This window comes from Pseudomonas quebecensis (assembly GCF_026410085.1).
GTDB lineage: Bacteria > Pseudomonadota > Gammaproteobacteria > Pseudomonadales > Pseudomonadaceae > Aquipseudomonas > Aquipseudomonas quebecensis.
Genome location: NZ_CP112866.1, coordinates 5,499,977 through 5,514,147, shown reverse-complemented (window position 1 = coordinate 5,514,147; position 14,171 = coordinate 5,499,977). Strand labels below are relative to the sequence as shown.

General features: G+C 62.4%; 14 protein-coding genes. 3 read left to right on the top strand and 11 right to left on the bottom strand.

The genetic code is table 11. From position 1 onward, the window contains the following. Nucleotides 1–128: 128 nt before the first annotated feature. From OSC50_RS25465 to dadA, 6 genes are all read right to left on the bottom strand, one after another. On the bottom strand, nucleotides 129–2,051 hold the full coding sequence (locus OSC50_RS25465; protein ID WP_181076298.1) for an acetyl-CoA hydrolase/transferase family protein: 1,923 nt from the start codon (nucleotides 2,049–2,051) through the stop codon (nucleotides 129–131). A 136-nt stretch (nucleotides 2,052–2,187) separates the two neighbouring features. After that, nucleotides 2,188–2,598, bottom strand: coding sequence for a c-type cytochrome (locus OSC50_RS25460; protein ID WP_305437754.1), 411 nt, complete (start codon nucleotides 2,596–2,598; stop codon nucleotides 2,188–2,190). 181 nt (nucleotides 2,599–2,779) lie between these two features. Then, nucleotides 2,780–3,328, bottom strand: coding sequence for a cupin domain-containing protein (locus OSC50_RS25455; protein ID WP_005792468.1), 549 nt, complete (start codon nucleotides 3,326–3,328; stop codon nucleotides 2,780–2,782). 114 nt (nucleotides 3,329–3,442) lie between these two features. Continuing rightward, complete coding sequence (gene alr / locus OSC50_RS25450; RefSeq protein ID WP_181076296.1) at nucleotides 3,443–4,516, bottom strand: alanine racemase; 1,074 nt, start codon at nucleotides 4,514–4,516, stop codon at nucleotides 3,443–3,445. 80 nt (nucleotides 4,517–4,596) lie between these two features. Further along, the gene (locus OSC50_RS25445; RefSeq protein ID WP_181076295.1) at nucleotides 4,597–4,950 is read right to left on the bottom strand and encodes a RidA family protein; all 354 of its coding nucleotides are present in this window, start codon (nucleotides 4,948–4,950) and stop codon (nucleotides 4,597–4,599) included. Then, complete coding sequence (dadA, locus tag OSC50_RS25440) at nucleotides 4,922–6,223, bottom strand: D-amino acid dehydrogenase (RefSeq protein WP_181076294.1); 1,302 nt, start codon at nucleotides 6,221–6,223, stop codon at nucleotides 4,922–4,924. The genes OSC50_RS25445 and dadA overlap by 29 nt, the downstream gene beginning before the upstream one ends. A gap of 155 nt (nucleotides 6,224–6,378) precedes the next feature. Here dadA and OSC50_RS25435 point away from each other — a divergent pair, with 155 nt between their 5' ends. Then, nucleotides 6,379–6,867, top strand: a complete 489-nt coding sequence (locus OSC50_RS25435) for an Lrp/AsnC ligand binding domain-containing protein (protein ID WP_003176896.1) — start codon at nucleotides 6,379–6,381, stop codon at nucleotides 6,865–6,867. Here OSC50_RS25435 and OSC50_RS25430 read toward each other — a convergent pair. Continuing rightward, nucleotides 6,864–7,217, bottom strand: coding sequence for a YkgJ family cysteine cluster protein (locus tag OSC50_RS25430; protein ID WP_253509781.1), 354 nt, complete (start codon nucleotides 7,215–7,217; stop codon nucleotides 6,864–6,866). The genes OSC50_RS25435 and OSC50_RS25430 overlap by 4 nt on opposite strands. 115 nt (nucleotides 7,218–7,332) lie before the next feature. Between OSC50_RS25430 and OSC50_RS25425 the strand changes: the two genes are divergently transcribed. Then, nucleotides 7,333–8,625, top strand: a complete 1,293-nt coding sequence (locus OSC50_RS25425) for an NAD(P)/FAD-dependent oxidoreductase (RefSeq protein WP_266245047.1) — start codon at nucleotides 7,333–7,335, stop codon at nucleotides 8,623–8,625. Here the strand turns inward: OSC50_RS25425 and OSC50_RS25420 are convergent, their stop codons facing one another. Continuing rightward, entirely contained in the window at nucleotides 8,626–8,850 is a 225-nt protein-coding gene (locus OSC50_RS25420) for a DUF1127 domain-containing protein (RefSeq protein ID WP_266245049.1), read from the bottom strand. It abuts the gene before it with no gap. A 166-nt stretch (nucleotides 8,851–9,016) separates the two neighbouring features. Here OSC50_RS25420 and OSC50_RS25415 point away from each other — a divergent pair, with 166 nt between their 5' ends. Then, nucleotides 9,017–10,435 (top strand): aminotransferase-like domain-containing protein, encoded by a 1,419-nt coding sequence (locus OSC50_RS25415; RefSeq protein WP_266245051.1) that lies wholly within the window; start codon nucleotides 9,017–9,019, stop codon nucleotides 10,433–10,435. Nucleotides 10,436–10,438: 3 nt separating this feature from the next. Here OSC50_RS25415 and OSC50_RS25410 read toward each other — a convergent pair whose 3' ends face one another. The 3 genes from OSC50_RS25410 to OSC50_RS25400 are packed head-to-tail and all read right to left on the bottom strand — an operon-like array spanning nucleotide 10,439 to nucleotide 14,099. Further along, entirely contained in the window at nucleotides 10,439–10,969 is a 531-nt protein-coding gene (locus OSC50_RS25410; RefSeq protein ID WP_266245053.1) for a DUF1120 domain-containing protein, read from the bottom strand. Then, complete coding sequence (locus tag OSC50_RS25405; RefSeq protein ID WP_266245054.1) at nucleotides 10,969–13,395, bottom strand: fimbria/pilus outer membrane usher protein; 2,427 nt, start codon at nucleotides 13,393–13,395, stop codon at nucleotides 10,969–10,971. Before OSC50_RS25405 ends, OSC50_RS25410 begins: the two co-directional genes overlap by 1 nt. Further along, on the bottom strand, nucleotides 13,395–14,099 hold the full coding sequence (locus OSC50_RS25400) for a fimbria/pilus chaperone family protein (protein WP_253509785.1): 705 nt from the start codon (nucleotides 14,097–14,099) through the stop codon (nucleotides 13,395–13,397). The genes OSC50_RS25405 and OSC50_RS25400 overlap by 1 nt, the downstream gene beginning before the upstream one ends. Between the last annotated feature and the right edge of the window lie 72 nt (nucleotides 14,100–14,171).

The window sequence follows — 14,171 nt, the reverse complement described above, 5'->3', positions numbered from 1 at the left end:
CGAGGTGAACACGGATCAAAATGTGGGAGGGGGCTTGCCCCCGATAACAGTGGTTCAGCCAACACATTTGGGACTGATACGCCGCTATCGGGGGCAAGCCCCCTTCCACAGTTGGCCTTGTGTTGGTTTTAGTGCGCGGTTGCTTGTAAGCCAGCGAGTAACAGGCGCTGATAGAGGTCCTCCTTCAAACCCTCAGGCTTGTCCAACTGCATCCGCCTCAAATGCTCTGGAAACGCTTCCGGTTCCGGCGCATCCAATGCAGCCTTGCCCAACTCGAGAATCTCCGTCAGCTTGAATTTGCTCTTGAGCCAGTTCAGCGCCCGCAACAGATCTCGCTCCTCCTGAGTGAAATCGCTGCCCAGCGGATATTCGGGGAACAAGCGTCGATGTCGCGCCTGGATACCCTGCAACCGTTCGGGCGTGTTGTCGCTGAACCGCGGATCCAGCTGGAAATCCTTGGGCAATTTGCCGGCCTTCTGCGCCTGTTGGATCAGGTCATTCTGGAAGCGCGAGTCGGTGATGCTGAGCAACGCCTCGATCACCTTGGCGTCCGTCTGACCGCGTAAGTCCGCGATGCCGTATTCGGTAATGACGATGTCCCGCAGGTGCCGGGGAATGGTGCAGTGACCGTAGTCCCAGACGATATTGGAACTGACCTCCCCGGCCGATTCGCGCCAGCTCCGCAGGATCAGGATCGAGCGCGCGCCCTCCAGCGCATGGCCCTGGGCGACAAAGTTGTATTGCCCACCGACCCCGCTGAGTACATGGCCGTCTTCCAACTGGTCGGCCACGCCCGCGCCCAGCAGCGTCACCATGATCGCGCTGTTGATAAAGCGCGCATCCTGACGCTGCAGGCGCTTGAGTGCCTCCTGACCGTACAGCTCGTTGATGTAACTGATACCTGTCATGTTGAATTCAAGGCGCTTGGCGTGGGTCATTTCCTGCAAGCGCTGGTAAAAACTCCGAGGCCCTAGAAAGAAACCGCCGTGGATCGACACGCCATCGGTCTGCGCGGCGTCATCGAGCAAGCCCGCGTTGGCCTGTTCTTGAGTGGCGACATCCGGGTACACCTTGCGCCGCACGATGCCCGCGTCGGCCAGTACCAGCAGGCCATTCACGAACATTTCGCTGCAGCCGTACAGGCCACGGGCGAACGGCGCAACCCCGCCTTCACGGCTGATCAACGGCGCCCAGCGGTATACATCCAGGTCCGTCAGCAGCAGGCGATAGGCCTCGTTGTCCGCCTGACGCGCCAGCAGTGCGGCCGTGAGTGCATCGCCCATCGAGCCGATACCAATCTGCAACGTGCCGCCGTCGCGTACCAGGGTGCTGGTGTGCAGGCCGATAAAGTGATCCTGGAAACCCACCGGCATATTGGGTGTGGAAAACAGCGTGGTGCTGTCCTTTTCGTCGAGCAGGTAGTCGAACGCGTCCATGCCCAGCTCGGAATCCCCGGGCATGTAGGGTAAGTCGGTGTGAACCTGACCGACGATCAGGATGGTTTCACCCGCGTCGCGGCGCCTGGCGATCATCGGCAGCAGGTCGAGGGTAATGTCGGGGTTGCAGCTCAGGCTCAGACGGTCGGGGTGTTCGGCACTGCTGGCGACCAGCTGCGCCACCAGGTTCAGGCCGGCGGCGTTGATGTCGCGGGCGGCGTGGCTGTAATTGCTGCTGACGTAGTCCTGCTGCGCCGATGCACTGTGCAGCAGGCTGCCGGGTTGCATGAAGAATTGCTGCACGCGGATATTGGCCGGCAAGCTGTCTGTGTGCAGGCCGGCGAGGAAATCCAGCTCGGGGTAATCGCCGAACACACGCTCGATGAAGGGTTCGAGAAAGCGCTTCTGCAAACCGTCGCCCAATGTCGGGCGGCCCAGGCTCAAGGCGGTGTAGATCGTCAGTGCCCGCTCCGGCAGCTTGGCGATACGCCGGTACAGCGCGTTGACAAACAGATTGGGCTTGCCCAGGCCCAGCGGCAGGCCCATATGGATATGCGCCGGCAACCGCGCCAGTACGTCATCAACTGCTTGCTCGATTGAACACAACTGCACCATCCGACCCTCCTGACATTCCATGAATTGGAGTTGGACCGAGCTTGCAGGGTCTTTGCTGCAATAACCAGCCTCGACCTATCAATTGCACGCACAAAAAAGCCGCTCGGAAGCGGCATTTTTGGCGAAGCTAGCCGGGTTACAGACCGGACATCTTCTTGATGGCGCCCTTGAGCTCCTCATCGGAGCAATCGGCGCAGGTACCTTTGGGCGGCATGGCGTTGATACCGGTAATGGCTTTGGCCAGGATGCCATCAAGGCCGCCCTGGTGATCGGCGCGCTCTTTCCAGGCCGCGGTATCGCCGATTTTCGGCGCGCCCAGCAAACCTGTGCCGTGGCATGCATTGCAATGCTTGGCGATGATGTCATCCGGCGTTTTCGCACCGCCGCCGCCCGCCGTCACGGCCACCTCCATGCCCTTGCATTCCTGGCCCTGGACGCACACCTGGCCGACAGGCTCCAGGCGCTTGGCGATCTCATCGTTGGTCGCAGCTTGAGCGCTGACAGCCCAGAGGGCCAGTACGGTTGCTGGTGCAGCCAGCATTTTCATAATTAGGTTCACGCGTTCACCCTCAATGGTGGCTATTCACGCCTGCGGCCACGGTTTCGCAGGCGGCGAAAGTATAACGGTTAGCCCGCCTGGCCGAAACAACCCCATTAAATAAAGGGAGATTCAGCCTCGCGGATACTGCCACGGGCGGCTCTGCAACGCTGGCAGGACGCCTCTTGTGTTAAAAGTTCGCGGGTGTGGCTGCGCTGATTAGTCGCGCCGGCACGTCGAACGGGTTGCGGAAACGGTGGGGCTTGGTGCTTTCAAAGTAGTAGCTATCGCCCGCTTCGAGCACAAAAGTTTCAAGACCGACCACCAACTCCAAGCGGCCCTCAAGCAAAATCCCGGTTTCCTCACCTTCGTGGGTGAGCATTTCCTCACCGGTGTCGGCGCCCGGCGGATAGATCTCGTTGAGGAACGCGATAGCCCGGCTGGGGTGCGCCCGGCCCACCAGCTTCATGGTGACCGCGCCGTCGGAGATATCGATCAGCTCATTGGCTTTATAGACGATCTGCGTCGGTATTTCCTGGAGGATCTCTTCGGAAAAGAACTCGACCATGGACATCGGAATGCCGCCCAGCACCTTGCGCAAGGAGCTGATCGAGGGGCTGACACTGTTTTTTTCGATCATCGAAATGGTGCTGTTGGTGACACCCGCGCGCTTGGCGAGCTCACGCTGGGAAAGACCTTTGAGTTTACGGATGGATTGCAGTCGTTCGCCGACGTCCAATGCAGGTGCCTCCTAGGATTCAGGCTTGTTGTAATTGAGCGTTATCATGGCGACAGCGTTCAGTATTTACAACACTTTGGCCTAAATCCCGACCAGCTCCATTCGTAACGGCGCTCAGGCCTCGGAGTAGAGCCTTGGCACCCGCCGCAGGTTGCAGAAAATCTGGTAGGGGATGGTGTCGGCGGCGACGGCGACGTCGCTGGCCAGGATGTTTTTTCCCCACAATTCCACCGTCGAGCCCAGGCCGGCCTGAGGCACGTCCGTCAGGTCGATACAAAGCATGTCCATGGACACGCGCCCCAGCAACCGGCTGCGCTGCCCAGCCACCAGCACCGGCGTCCCGGTGGGAGCGTGACGTGGGTAGCCATCGGCGTAACCCATGGCGACCACACCGATCCGCATGGGTTTGGGCGTGATGAACCTGGCGCCGTAGCCCACTGGCTCACCCGCCGGCAGCTCACGCACGCAGATCACTTTCGATTCCAGGGTCATTACCGGCTGCAGGCGCGCGGCCACGGCCTGGTCTTCGCCAAACGGCGTGGCGCCGTACAGCATGATGCCGGGGCGCACCCAGTCGCTGGACACATTCGGCCAGCCCATCACCGACGGCGAATTGCGCAGGCTCACCTCGGCCGCCAGGCCCTGGCGCGCCGCGTCAAACACCGCCACTTGCTCATCGCTGCTCACGCAATCGAGCTCATCGGCACGTGCGAAGTGGCTCATCAAGACGATTTTTGCAACGCTGCCGGTGGCCAGCAGGCGTTGGTAAGCCTCGTGATAATCCTTGGGATGCAGGCCGACACGATGCATGCCCGAATCCAGTTTCAACCACACGGTCAGCGGTTTGCTCAAGCGAGCCTGTTCGATAGCTTCCAGTTGCCACAGCGAATGCACCACACACCAGAAATCATGCTCGATGATCAGCGGTAGCTCGTCGGCTTCAAAAAAGCCTTCCAGCAGCAGCACCGGCCCACGAATGCCGGCGGCACGCAGTTCCAGTGCTTCCTCGATGCAGGCCACGGCAAAACCATCGGCCTGCGCCTCCAGCGCCTGGGCCACCCGCACGGCGCCATGGCCGTAGGCATCGGCCTTGATCACGGCAAGCGCCTTGGCGCCCGTGACTTCACGGGCCAATTGGTAGTTGTGGCGCAAGGCTTGGAGGTCGATCAGGGCACGGGCTGGACGCATGGCGGCAGGCTTCTAGGCGGCGGAGTGAAAAAAAAACCGGCACCGATCAACAGCCTCGGCGCCGGGAGAGGGATCTGAATCTAAGGCAGCGCGGCCACCACGGACAGCTCTACCAGGATGTGCGGTTCGCACAGCTTGGCTTCAACGGTGGCGCGTGCCGGGGCAACGCCTTTGGGCAGCCACGCGTCCCACACTGCATTCATGCCGGCGAAATCGGCGTCGATGTCCTTCAGGTAAATCGTCACCGACAGCAGTCTGGTTTTGTCGGTGCCGGCCAGGTCCAGCAAGCGCTCGATATTGGCGAGCGTCTCGCGAGTCTGCTGTTCAATCCCGGCGCTCATGTCATCGCCGACTTGCCCGGCCAGGTACACGGTACCGCTGTGAACAACGATCTGGCTCATGCGCTCATTGGTGAGCTGGCGCTGGATTGACATGTTTTGCGGACTCCTGGTGGTTGCCGTAACGGGAAATATCGAGGCCCGCGGCGCTGATCTGCGGGGTTTTCCTGGCCATCAGGTCGGCCAGCAAACGACCGGAGCCACAGGCCATGGTCCAACCGAGGGTGCCGTGGCCGGTATTCAGGAACAGGTTCTTGAACGGTGTGGCACCGACAATCGGCGTACCGTCGGGCGTGGTCGGACGCAGGCCGGTCCAGAACGAAGCCTGGGCCAGATCGCCGCCTTGAGGATAAAGGTCGTTGACGATCATCTCCAGGGTTTCGCGTCGACGCGGGTTCAGCGACAGGTCAAAACCGGCGATCTCAGCCATGCCGCCGACGCGGATGCGGTTGTCGAAACGGGTAATCGCGACCTTGTAGGTCTCGTCGAGGATGGTCGAGGTGGGCGCCATCGCCGGGTTGGTGATCGGCACGGTCAACGAATAACCCTTGAGCGGGTACACCGGCGCCTTGATACCCAGCGGTTTGAGCAACTTCGGCGAATAACTGCCCAAGGCGAGGACATAACGATCGGCTGTTTCCAGCTTGCCGTCGATCCATACACCGTTGATGCGCTCGCCCGCGTGGTCGAGGCGCTGGATATCCTGTTCGAAGCGGAACTCAACGCCCAATTGCCTGCACATGTCGGCCAGGCGCGTCGTGAACATCTGGCAGTCGCCGGTCTGGTCGTTGGGCAGGCGCAGAGCACCGGCGAGGATGTCGGTGACGCTGGCCAGAGCAGGTTCCACGCGGGCAATGCCAGCACGATCAAGCAGCTCGAACGGTACACCGGACTCTTTGAGTACAGCGATGTCCTTGGCGGCGCCGTCCAACTGCGCCTGAGTGCGGAACAGTTGGGTGGTCCCCAGGCTTCGGCCTTCGTAGGCAATGCCGGTCTCGGCGCGCAGCTCATCGAGGCAATCACGGCTGTATTCGGACAAACGCACCATGCGCTCTTTGTTCACCGCATACCGGCTGGCGGTGCAGTTGCGCAGCATCTGGGCCATCCACAGGTATTGATCGATATCGGCGGTGGCTTTGATCGCCAATGGCGCGTGGCGTTGCAGCAGCCATTTGATTGCCTTGAGCGGCACGCCCGGCGCGGCCCAGGGCGAGGCATAGCCTGGGGACACCTGGCCGGCGTTGGCGAAACTGGTTTCCATGGCAGCGGCGGGCTGGCGGTCGACCACCACCACTTCAAAACCGGCCCGCGCCAAATAGTACGCACTGGTTACCCCAATGACGCCGCTACCCAAGACCAGAACGCGCATTTTTATATCCTCATCGCGGCTTGGCCGCCGACGTGTGTTATTCGAGCAATGATGGGCGCAGTATAAAAAGCAATCGCCAGTGCATTTCACTATATAAATGCCTATATTTGGCGACAATTCTCGGCATAAACCGTTTTAACAGAGGCGTATCCCCTATGCGTACCAACACCCAGACCAAGCGGGAGCTGGACAAGATCGACCGCAATATCCTGCGCATCCTGCAAACCGATGGGCGCATCTCGTTCACTGAGCTGGGGGAAAAAGTCGGCCTCTCGACCACACCCTGCACCGAGCGCGTACGGCGCCTGGAGCGCGAGGGAATCATCATGGGCTACAACGCGCGGCTCAACCCGCAGCACTTGAAGGGGAGTTTGCTGGTATTTGTCGAGATCAGCCTGGATTACAAGTCCGGCGACACCTTTGAGGAGTTCCGCCGCGCCGTGCTGAAACTGCCCCATGTGCTGGAGTGCCACCTGGTATCCGGTGACTTTGACTATCTGGTGAAGGCGCGGATTTCCGAGATGGCCTCCTACCGTAAATTACTGGGCGACATCCTGCTCAAGCTGCCCCACGTGCGCGAATCCAAGAGCTACATCGTGATGGAAGAGGTTAAAGAGAGCCTTAACCTGCCGATCCCGGACTAAACCAATACCTGCCGGGTGCTGGCCATGTATTCGTGGATCTGTTTTTCCACCCGTGGGTGAATCAGCTCCACCGGCCGACGGCCATTGGGGCATGGCAAGGTTTCGGTGGTGCCGAACAGCCGACAGATCAGCGGCCGCTCGTCATACACCGTGCAGCCCGTGGGGCCCAGATGAACGCAGTTCAGCTCGTCCATGGCGGCCTCCTGCTCGGCAGCAGTCTTGCGCGGCAGGCGCGACATTTCTTCGGGCGAGGTGGTCACCGGCCCACAACAGTCATGGCACCCCGGCACACATTCGAACGAAGGAATCTGACGGCGCAATGCGCTGATCTTCTGACGGTTGCAACTCATCGAAACACGTACCCCACGGCGAACAGGCGTGGATTCTGCCGCAAATTGCCCTGCGCAGACAGCATCGTCCGACCGCTGTATCCTGCGTCAAATTTTCCAAACAGGGATGCTCCCCATGATCACAAGCGCCCGCCACACTGATTCCTACTACGCCGCCAGCAGCCTGCCGCAGCCCGACCACCCGGCGCTGACGGGCGAGGTGACAGCCGATGTGTGTGTGGTTGGCGGTGGCTTTTCCGGGCTCAATACCGCCCTGGAACTGGCCGAGCGCGGGTTCAGCGTGGTGCTGCTGGAGGCCCGCAGAATCGCCTGGGGCGCCAGCGGGCGTAACGGCGGCCAATTGATCCGCGGGGTCGGTCATGGCCTGGACCAGTTCGCCAGCATCATCGGCACCGACGGGATCCGACAGATGAAACTGATGGGCCTTGAGGCCGTGGAGATCGTGCGCGAGCGCGTTGAACGCTTTCAGATCGCGTGCGACCTGACGTGGGGCTATTGCGACCTCGCCAACAAGCCTCGCGACCTGCAAGGCCTGGCCGAAGACGCCGAAGAACTGCGCAGCCTCGGCTATCGTCATGAAGTGCGCCTGCTGCAAGCCAACGAAATGGACAGTGTGATCGGTTCCGGGCGCTATGTGGGCGGCATGATCGACATGGGCTCCGGCCACCTGCATCCGCTGAACCTGGCTATCGGCGAAGCCGCCGCCGCCGCGCAACAAGGCGTAAAGCTGTTCGAGCAATCGCCAGTGACGCGTATCGACTACGGCCCCGAAGTCCAAGTCCACACCGCCCAGGGCACGGTACGCGCCAATACGCTGGTGTTGGCCTGCAACGCTTATCTCAATGGCCTCAACCCTCATCTGAGCGGCAAGGTACTGCCCGCCGGCAGCTACATCATCGCCACCGAACCCTTGAGCCAGGCCCAGGCCGCTCAATTACTGCCGCGCAACATGGCCGTCTGCGATCAGCGGGTGACCGTGGACTACTTCCGCCTGTCGGCCGACCGGCGCCTGCTGTTCGGCGGGGCCTGCCATTATTCCGGTCGGGACCCCAAGGACATCGGCGCGTATATGCGTCCGAAAATGCTGCAGGTGTTCCCGCAACTGGCCGACGTGAAGATCGATTATCAATGGGGCGGCATGATCGGCATCGGCGCCAATCGCCTGCCGCAGATCGGGCGCCTGAGCGATCAGCCCAATGTGTATTACGCCCAGGCCTACGCCGGCCATGGCCTCAATGCCACACACCTGGCGGGCAAGCTGCTGGCCGAAGCAATCAGCGGCCAGCAGCACGGGCGTTTCGATCTGTTCGCCCAGGTGCCGCACATGACCTTTCCCGGCGGCAAGCATCTGCGCTCGCCGCTGCTGGCATTGGGCATGCTTTGGCACCGCCTCAAAGAGCTGGTCTGATCAATCACGCCAGAACGGTTTCAGGCCTTCCTCCAGCGCCTGTTCGGCACTCAAGCCGATGTCGCGCAGTTGCTCGCCGGTCAAGTGCAGCAAGGCCTTGCGGGTGTGGCGACGGCGCCAGAACAGCCCCCAACGGCTGATATCGCCCGGCGTTGCGGCCCGACCTTGGTCAGCCTCCAGCTCCTGACTGTATAACCTCAGGCGCACATCGCTCATACCGTTCATTTTTGCTGCCCCTCATTTGTCGGTTGCCATGAGTGACTAGAATGAGCGAGTGGACCAAACCATTACAGATTCAACAAGCGCTTATTAAATCCATACAGATACTGCCACTTGAAGGTTGAATCCTGTATTTTCCCAGGATCTGTACTGGTCCCCGGGAGCGACCGCCATGACCCTCTACGTCAACCTCGCCGAGCTGCTGGGCACTCGCATCGAACAAGGCTTCTATCGCCCAGGCGACCGGTTGCCCTCCGTACGGGCGTTAAGCGTGGAACATGGGGTGAGCCTGAGCACCGTGCAACAGGCCTATCGCCTGCTGGAAGACCACGGCCTGGCGACACCTAAACCCAAGTCTGGTTACTTCGTGCCCGCGAGCCGTGAGCTGCCTGCGTTGCCGGAGGTAGGACGGCCGGCACAGCGCCCGGTGGAAATCTCCCAGTGGGACCAGGTGCTGGAACTGATTCGCGCTGTGCCGCGCAAAGACGTCATACAGATGGGCCGTGGCATGCCCGATGTACTGTCGCCCACCCTCAAACCCTTGCTGCGCAGCCTGGCCCGCGTCAGCCGGCGCCAGGATCTGCCGGGGTTGTACTACGACAACATCCTGGGCTGTATGGAACTGCGCGAGCAGATCGCCCGGCTGTCATTGGATTCCGGCTGCCAACTGGGCGCCGAAGACATCGTGATCACCACCGGCTGCCACGAAGCGTTATCGGCCAGCATCCACGCCATCTGTGAGCCGGGCGACATCGTCGCGGTGGACTCACCGAGCTTCCATGGCGCCATGCAGACCCTCAAGGGGCTGGGCATGAAAGCCCTGGAGATCCCCACCGATCCGCTCACCGGCATCAGCCTCGAAGCCCTGGAGCTGGCCCTCGAACAATGGCCGATCAAGGTCATCCAGCTGACCCCCAACTGTAACAACCCCTTGGGCTACATCATGCCGGAAGCGCGCAAACGCGCGCTGCTGACCCTGGCCCAGCGCTTTGACGCGGCCATCATCGAAGACGATGTGTATGGCGAATTGGCCTACAGCTACCCGCGCCCGCGCACGATCAAGTCCTTCGACGAAGACGGTCGCGTGCTGCTGTGCAGTTCGTTCTCCAAAACCCTCGCCCCAGGCCTGCGCATTGGCTGGGTTGCGCCGGGCCGGTATTTGGAACGCGTGCTGCACATGAAATACATCAGCACCGGTTCCACCGCCACGCAGCCGCAGATCGCCATCGCGGAATTTCTCAAGGGTGGCCACTTCGAACCGCATTTGCGGCGGATGCGCACGCAATATCAGCGCAATCGCGACCTGATGCTCGATTGGGTCAGCCGCTATTTCCCGGCTGGCACACGCGCCAGTCGGCCACAGGGCAGCTTTATGCTGTGGGTAGAACTGCCGGAGGGCTTCGATACCCTCAAGCTCAACCGCACGTTGATGCAGCAAGGGGTACAGGTGGCGGTCGGCAGCATTTTTTCCGCGTCGGGCAAGTACCGCAATTGCCTGCGCATGAATTACTCGGCCAAACCCACCCCGCAGATTGAAGAAGCGGTGCGCAAGGTCGGAGCGGCCGCGACGGCGATGCTGGCAAGCGACTGACCCTCACTCCAGCTCAAAGCGCCCCACTGTTGCAAACCGCGTGATATCCCTGACATTCGCCGCCTGCCGAGGCACCAGCGGCTCGACCTCCAGCTCCAACTGCAAATGGCGACCTGCCAGCGCCTGGCCATTGTGCCAGGGCCTCAAGCGGTCGCCTGGGCGCAATACGTTGTCGCGTGCAGCTGCATCCGCGCCGCGCCAGTCTTCGATCAAGCGCCCATCCACTCGCGCGGCACGCACGCGCACCTGCAAACGACCCACGCCGAAGCGATAGGCCTGGGCGTTCGCCGCAGGAGCCTCGAACCGCAAGCTCATCGGCTGCGATTGCCGGCACTGCGCATTCAACCACACACGCCGCACGCCAAAACTCAGGTCACCGCCAGCGCTGCCGGGTCGCAGCGCCGAACGCGGGCCTGGTTCGAACACCACCTGAGGCGAACTCAACTGCAAGCTGCACTCAGCCTGGACTTGCGCAGCCGGGCCGTAGCAGAGCGCCACGGCGCAGAGGACGCCCTTCATCGTTGTGCCTGCCATTACGGGCTCCTTTGGATACAGGTCGTTTCGGCGCTTTGATACGGCGCCGCGGTTTGCGCAATGCGCCGGGTATCCAACTCGATAACGCAGCGCCGGTCGTCGGCCATGGAGACGTACAGCTTCAATTGCTCCGGTGCGTCGGCCAGGTACACCAGACCGGCGTCAACCACGTTGGTAAGGTAGGCACCCGTGGCACTGTCATACACCGCGCCGCCCTTGGGCACCCAACCCCCCGCGTCGGTGCGCACGCGCAGCAACAGGCGCCGAGCACTGGCCAGGGCAAATTCGACCCGTGGCACAGCGCCACGCCCGGCCTCGATCTCCCGGAACCCATTGAGCACGTCGGTGTTCCGTTTGAGGCTGCGAGGATCGACCTCCAACCGGCTCGCGGAAAATGCCGGCAGGCTCGCCGCCACGGCATGCCCCGAGCTATCGGTCCAGACCGGCCCCTGGGGTGTATTGACTTTGACGCCGGCGCCCTCGCCGACCTTGATCACACCAAAGGTATCGCGCACGGCGTATGGCGAAGGCGTCACGCCGTGCGCGTGCAGCGCCAGGCCGCCATTGAGCGACAGGTCATAGCTGCGTTGCCCCAGACCGCCGCGCGCATGCCCCAGCTCAACACTGGTGTAGCGCGGCAGCAGGCTCAGGCGCGCGGAAAGATCGGTGCGGCCGGTATCGCTGCGATCCGCGGCAAGGCTGTAGCTGGCGGTATCGCTGATGTGCTCGTTGTAACGCGCGCCGGTGCGCGTGCCCTGCCGCTCGTCATGGCGCGCCGAAACGCTCACGCGGCGATGCCCGAACGGCAGGGTCAGGCTTGTGTAGACACCGATCCCCCGGTCATCGCCGCCGCTGTCATGGCGAACGCTCAACGACAGGCTGGCGTCGGCAAAGGCGCGTGACCAGGCGACATTCACGCTCGTGCGATCCGCGGCGCCCGCCAGGCGGTACTGCGACACGGAAGACGTCAGGGCACCCCACGCCTGATCGGAATAGCTCAACGACGCCCCCCATTGTTGCTCCGCCCGCTCATAGGGATTGCTATCGCGGACATCCAGCGCGACGTCATCCAGAGCCCGAAACCCCTGGCTGCGTCGCGTCCAGGTCAAGCCGGCGGAAACACCGGCGCCGAGCGATGTGTTCACGGCAGCGTTAAGACTGTGCCCCGCCCCCGCCGTCGCGACATGAGAGCCCAGGTGCTGCGCGCTCACCGTGGTGTCGCGACCCAACGCGTGCTGAACGCCAAGGCCGAGGGATTGATAGTCACCGGCGCCCATCCATCCTCCCGTCAGCAACGTCGAAGGGCTCAACAGCCAATCCTTGCTACCGACCGCAAACGACGGCTTTTCGCGCGTATCGTCGGCAAATCGGCGAACCTGCCCCGCCGCCAGGGCAAACCCGGGGGACGCCGCAATCGCCAGTGGGCGCAGGCTGTCGACGGGCACCCAGAAACGGCGGGGCTCGGCACCGTCCTCTATCACGCTGACTTCAAGGTCCAGCCGCCCGCTCAGCAGGGGCACATCGCGCAGGACGAAAGGCCCGCTGGGAACCAGCGTGGTGTGGATCAGCGCACCGCTTTGACGCACCTCGACACGGGCAGGCCCGTAGGCAATGCCTTCGACCTGCGTGCCATCGCCCAACTGCCCATCGAACCGTTGGGCGAGGCCTGCTTCGGGCAACATCTGGATCCCGGTGAAGGCCCCGCCTGCAAACAGCGGCGAGCGCAGTGTGAGCTGGCCCACCTGAACAGTGGCCTGGTAGCGCTCCAAGGTCCTTGAGGCGTGGGTGTAAAGGTTTTCGACCTGCGAGGCGTCGTTCGATCGGGTGTAACTTTGGCGGCTGCGCACCACCCAATCATTGGCGTTGAAGCCCCATTCCACCCCCACGTGACGAAACTGGCTGGAATAGGCAGGCCCTGCGCTGGCGGACACCAGCGCCGTGTAATTCACCACCCCGGCCGTGCCGCCCGTCGTCCAGGTTTTGGATGCGCGCGCGCCGTTGCGCAGCAGGCCCGTGGGCACCAGCAACGACACCTGCTGGGTGCCAGGATCAAGCTGCACTTGTACGCCGGCAAGCGTCTCGGCCGGCAGCGCGCATTGCGTCGACGCGGCGTACGGTATGAACGCCTCATCGATACCAGCCTGCTCAAGCAGCGCGGCATCCAGGCACAGCCGGCCTTGCTCATCGAAGGTGGCCAGCACCTGCCCGGCGGATACACCGTTGACCCTCAGGGCAACCCGACTTTGCCCGGCGGTGAAGCGTGGGGCTGTCCTAAAGTACTCGGCGAGCTTCGGATCTAGGCCGCGCGCCTGCACCACCGAGAGGTCGAATTCCACCGCTGTTTCACCGAATGCATTCGCTGTGGTGCCGATAAACATCGCCACCGCCAGGCGCGAGACCGGCCAAGGGCCAAACCCACGTGGCATTACTGCGTGCTCAGCGGCGCGTCATGGCTGCTGACCGCGAACCCATAAGTGGTCGCCGGAAACAGTCGCACGTGGGTGCCCAGAAAAGCGTCACCTGCCGGCGTCAGCACCTCCCCCGGCAGAATATAAGTGCGCCCCAGGTCCAGCACTTCGCCACCCGGCAGCAGGCTGACGGATTTGGATAAACGAACCACATAGGGGCTGGGATTGCTCACCTGTACCTTGCCCTCGGTCACGCGCCAGACCAAGAGCTTCCAGGGCGCGCGCTCGATGGGCAGGTTGGCGGGCCGCAGGATCACCGGGATGTTCTGCCGCACGCCCAGGCTCACATGGGCACCCTCGGCGCTCTGGCGCGGCTTGATGCCCTCGAATACCGCGCGCTTGAGGCGCTCGGTGGTCAGTGGCGTTTCGCTGTGCAGGACAAACCTGACCTGCTGGCTCTGCCCGGCTTCGACCCTGATCACAGGCGGCGTCAGCAACAGGATCGGTGCCGGGTCCTCAGCGATGTGTTCGATGCTGCTGTAAAGCAACGCCGGCTGGTCATCGGTGTTCTTGACGATCAACGTAGCGTCCCCCGTCGCCTCGTCCACGATGACAACCGGGGTTTGCGGCACCATGCCTGCCGCCATCGTCGACAGACTGGCAAACGCCAGGCACGACAGGGCAACGGCGCTCAACGCGCGAAAACAATCATGGGATTTCATGCAGTGCTCCAGGGCACGTCAAGGCGGCGTAACAGCCATGCCGCCCGACGTGTTTCGTTTGGCTGAGTCGCG

What these genes read in the sequence shown, in the direction of transcription:
- OSC50_RS25465 (WP_181076298.1), bottom strand. Translation starts at nt 2,051, where the DNA reads ATGGTGCAGTTGTGTTCAATCGAGCAAGCAGTTGATGACGTACTGGCG.
- OSC50_RS25460 (WP_305437754.1), bottom strand. Translation starts at nt 2,598, where the DNA reads ATGAAAATGCTGGCTGCACCAGCAACCGTACTGGCCCTCTGGGCTGTC.
- alr (WP_181076296.1), bottom strand. Translation starts at nt 4,516, where the DNA reads ATGCGTCCAGCCCGTGCCCTGATCGACCTCCAAGCCTTGCGCCACAAC.
- OSC50_RS25445 (WP_181076295.1), bottom strand. Translation starts at nt 4,950, where the DNA reads ATGTCAATCCAGCGCCAGCTCACCAATGAGCGCATGAGCCAGATCGTT.
- dadA (WP_181076294.1), bottom strand. Translation starts at nt 6,223, where the DNA reads ATGCGCGTTCTGGTCTTGGGTAGCGGCGTCATTGGGGTAACCAGTGCG.
- OSC50_RS25435 (WP_003176896.1), top strand. Translation starts at nt 6,379, where the DNA reads ATGCGTACCAACACCCAGACCAAGCGGGAGCTGGACAAGATCGACCGC.
- OSC50_RS25430 (WP_253509781.1), bottom strand. Translation starts at nt 7,217, where the DNA reads ATGAGTTGCAACCGTCAGAAGATCAGCGCATTGCGCCGTCAGATTCCT.
- OSC50_RS25425 (WP_266245047.1), top strand. Translation starts at nt 7,333, where the DNA reads ATGATCACAAGCGCCCGCCACACTGATTCCTACTACGCCGCCAGCAGC.
- OSC50_RS25420 (WP_266245049.1), bottom strand. Translation starts at nt 8,850, where the DNA reads ATGAACGGTATGAGCGATGTGCGCCTGAGGTTATACAGTCAGGAGCTG.
- OSC50_RS25415 (WP_266245051.1), top strand. Translation starts at nt 9,017, where the DNA reads ATGACCCTCTACGTCAACCTCGCCGAGCTGCTGGGCACTCGCATCGAA.
- OSC50_RS25410 (WP_266245053.1), bottom strand. Translation starts at nt 10,969, where the DNA reads ATGGCAGGCACAACGATGAAGGGCGTCCTCTGCGCCGTGGCGCTCTGC.
- OSC50_RS25405 (WP_266245054.1), bottom strand. Translation starts at nt 13,395, where the DNA reads ATGCCACGTGGGTTTGGCCCTTGGCCGGTCTCGCGCCTGGCGGTGGCG.
- OSC50_RS25400 (WP_253509785.1), bottom strand. Translation starts at nt 14,099, where the DNA reads ATGAAATCCCATGATTGTTTTCGCGCGTTGAGCGCCGTTGCCCTGTCG.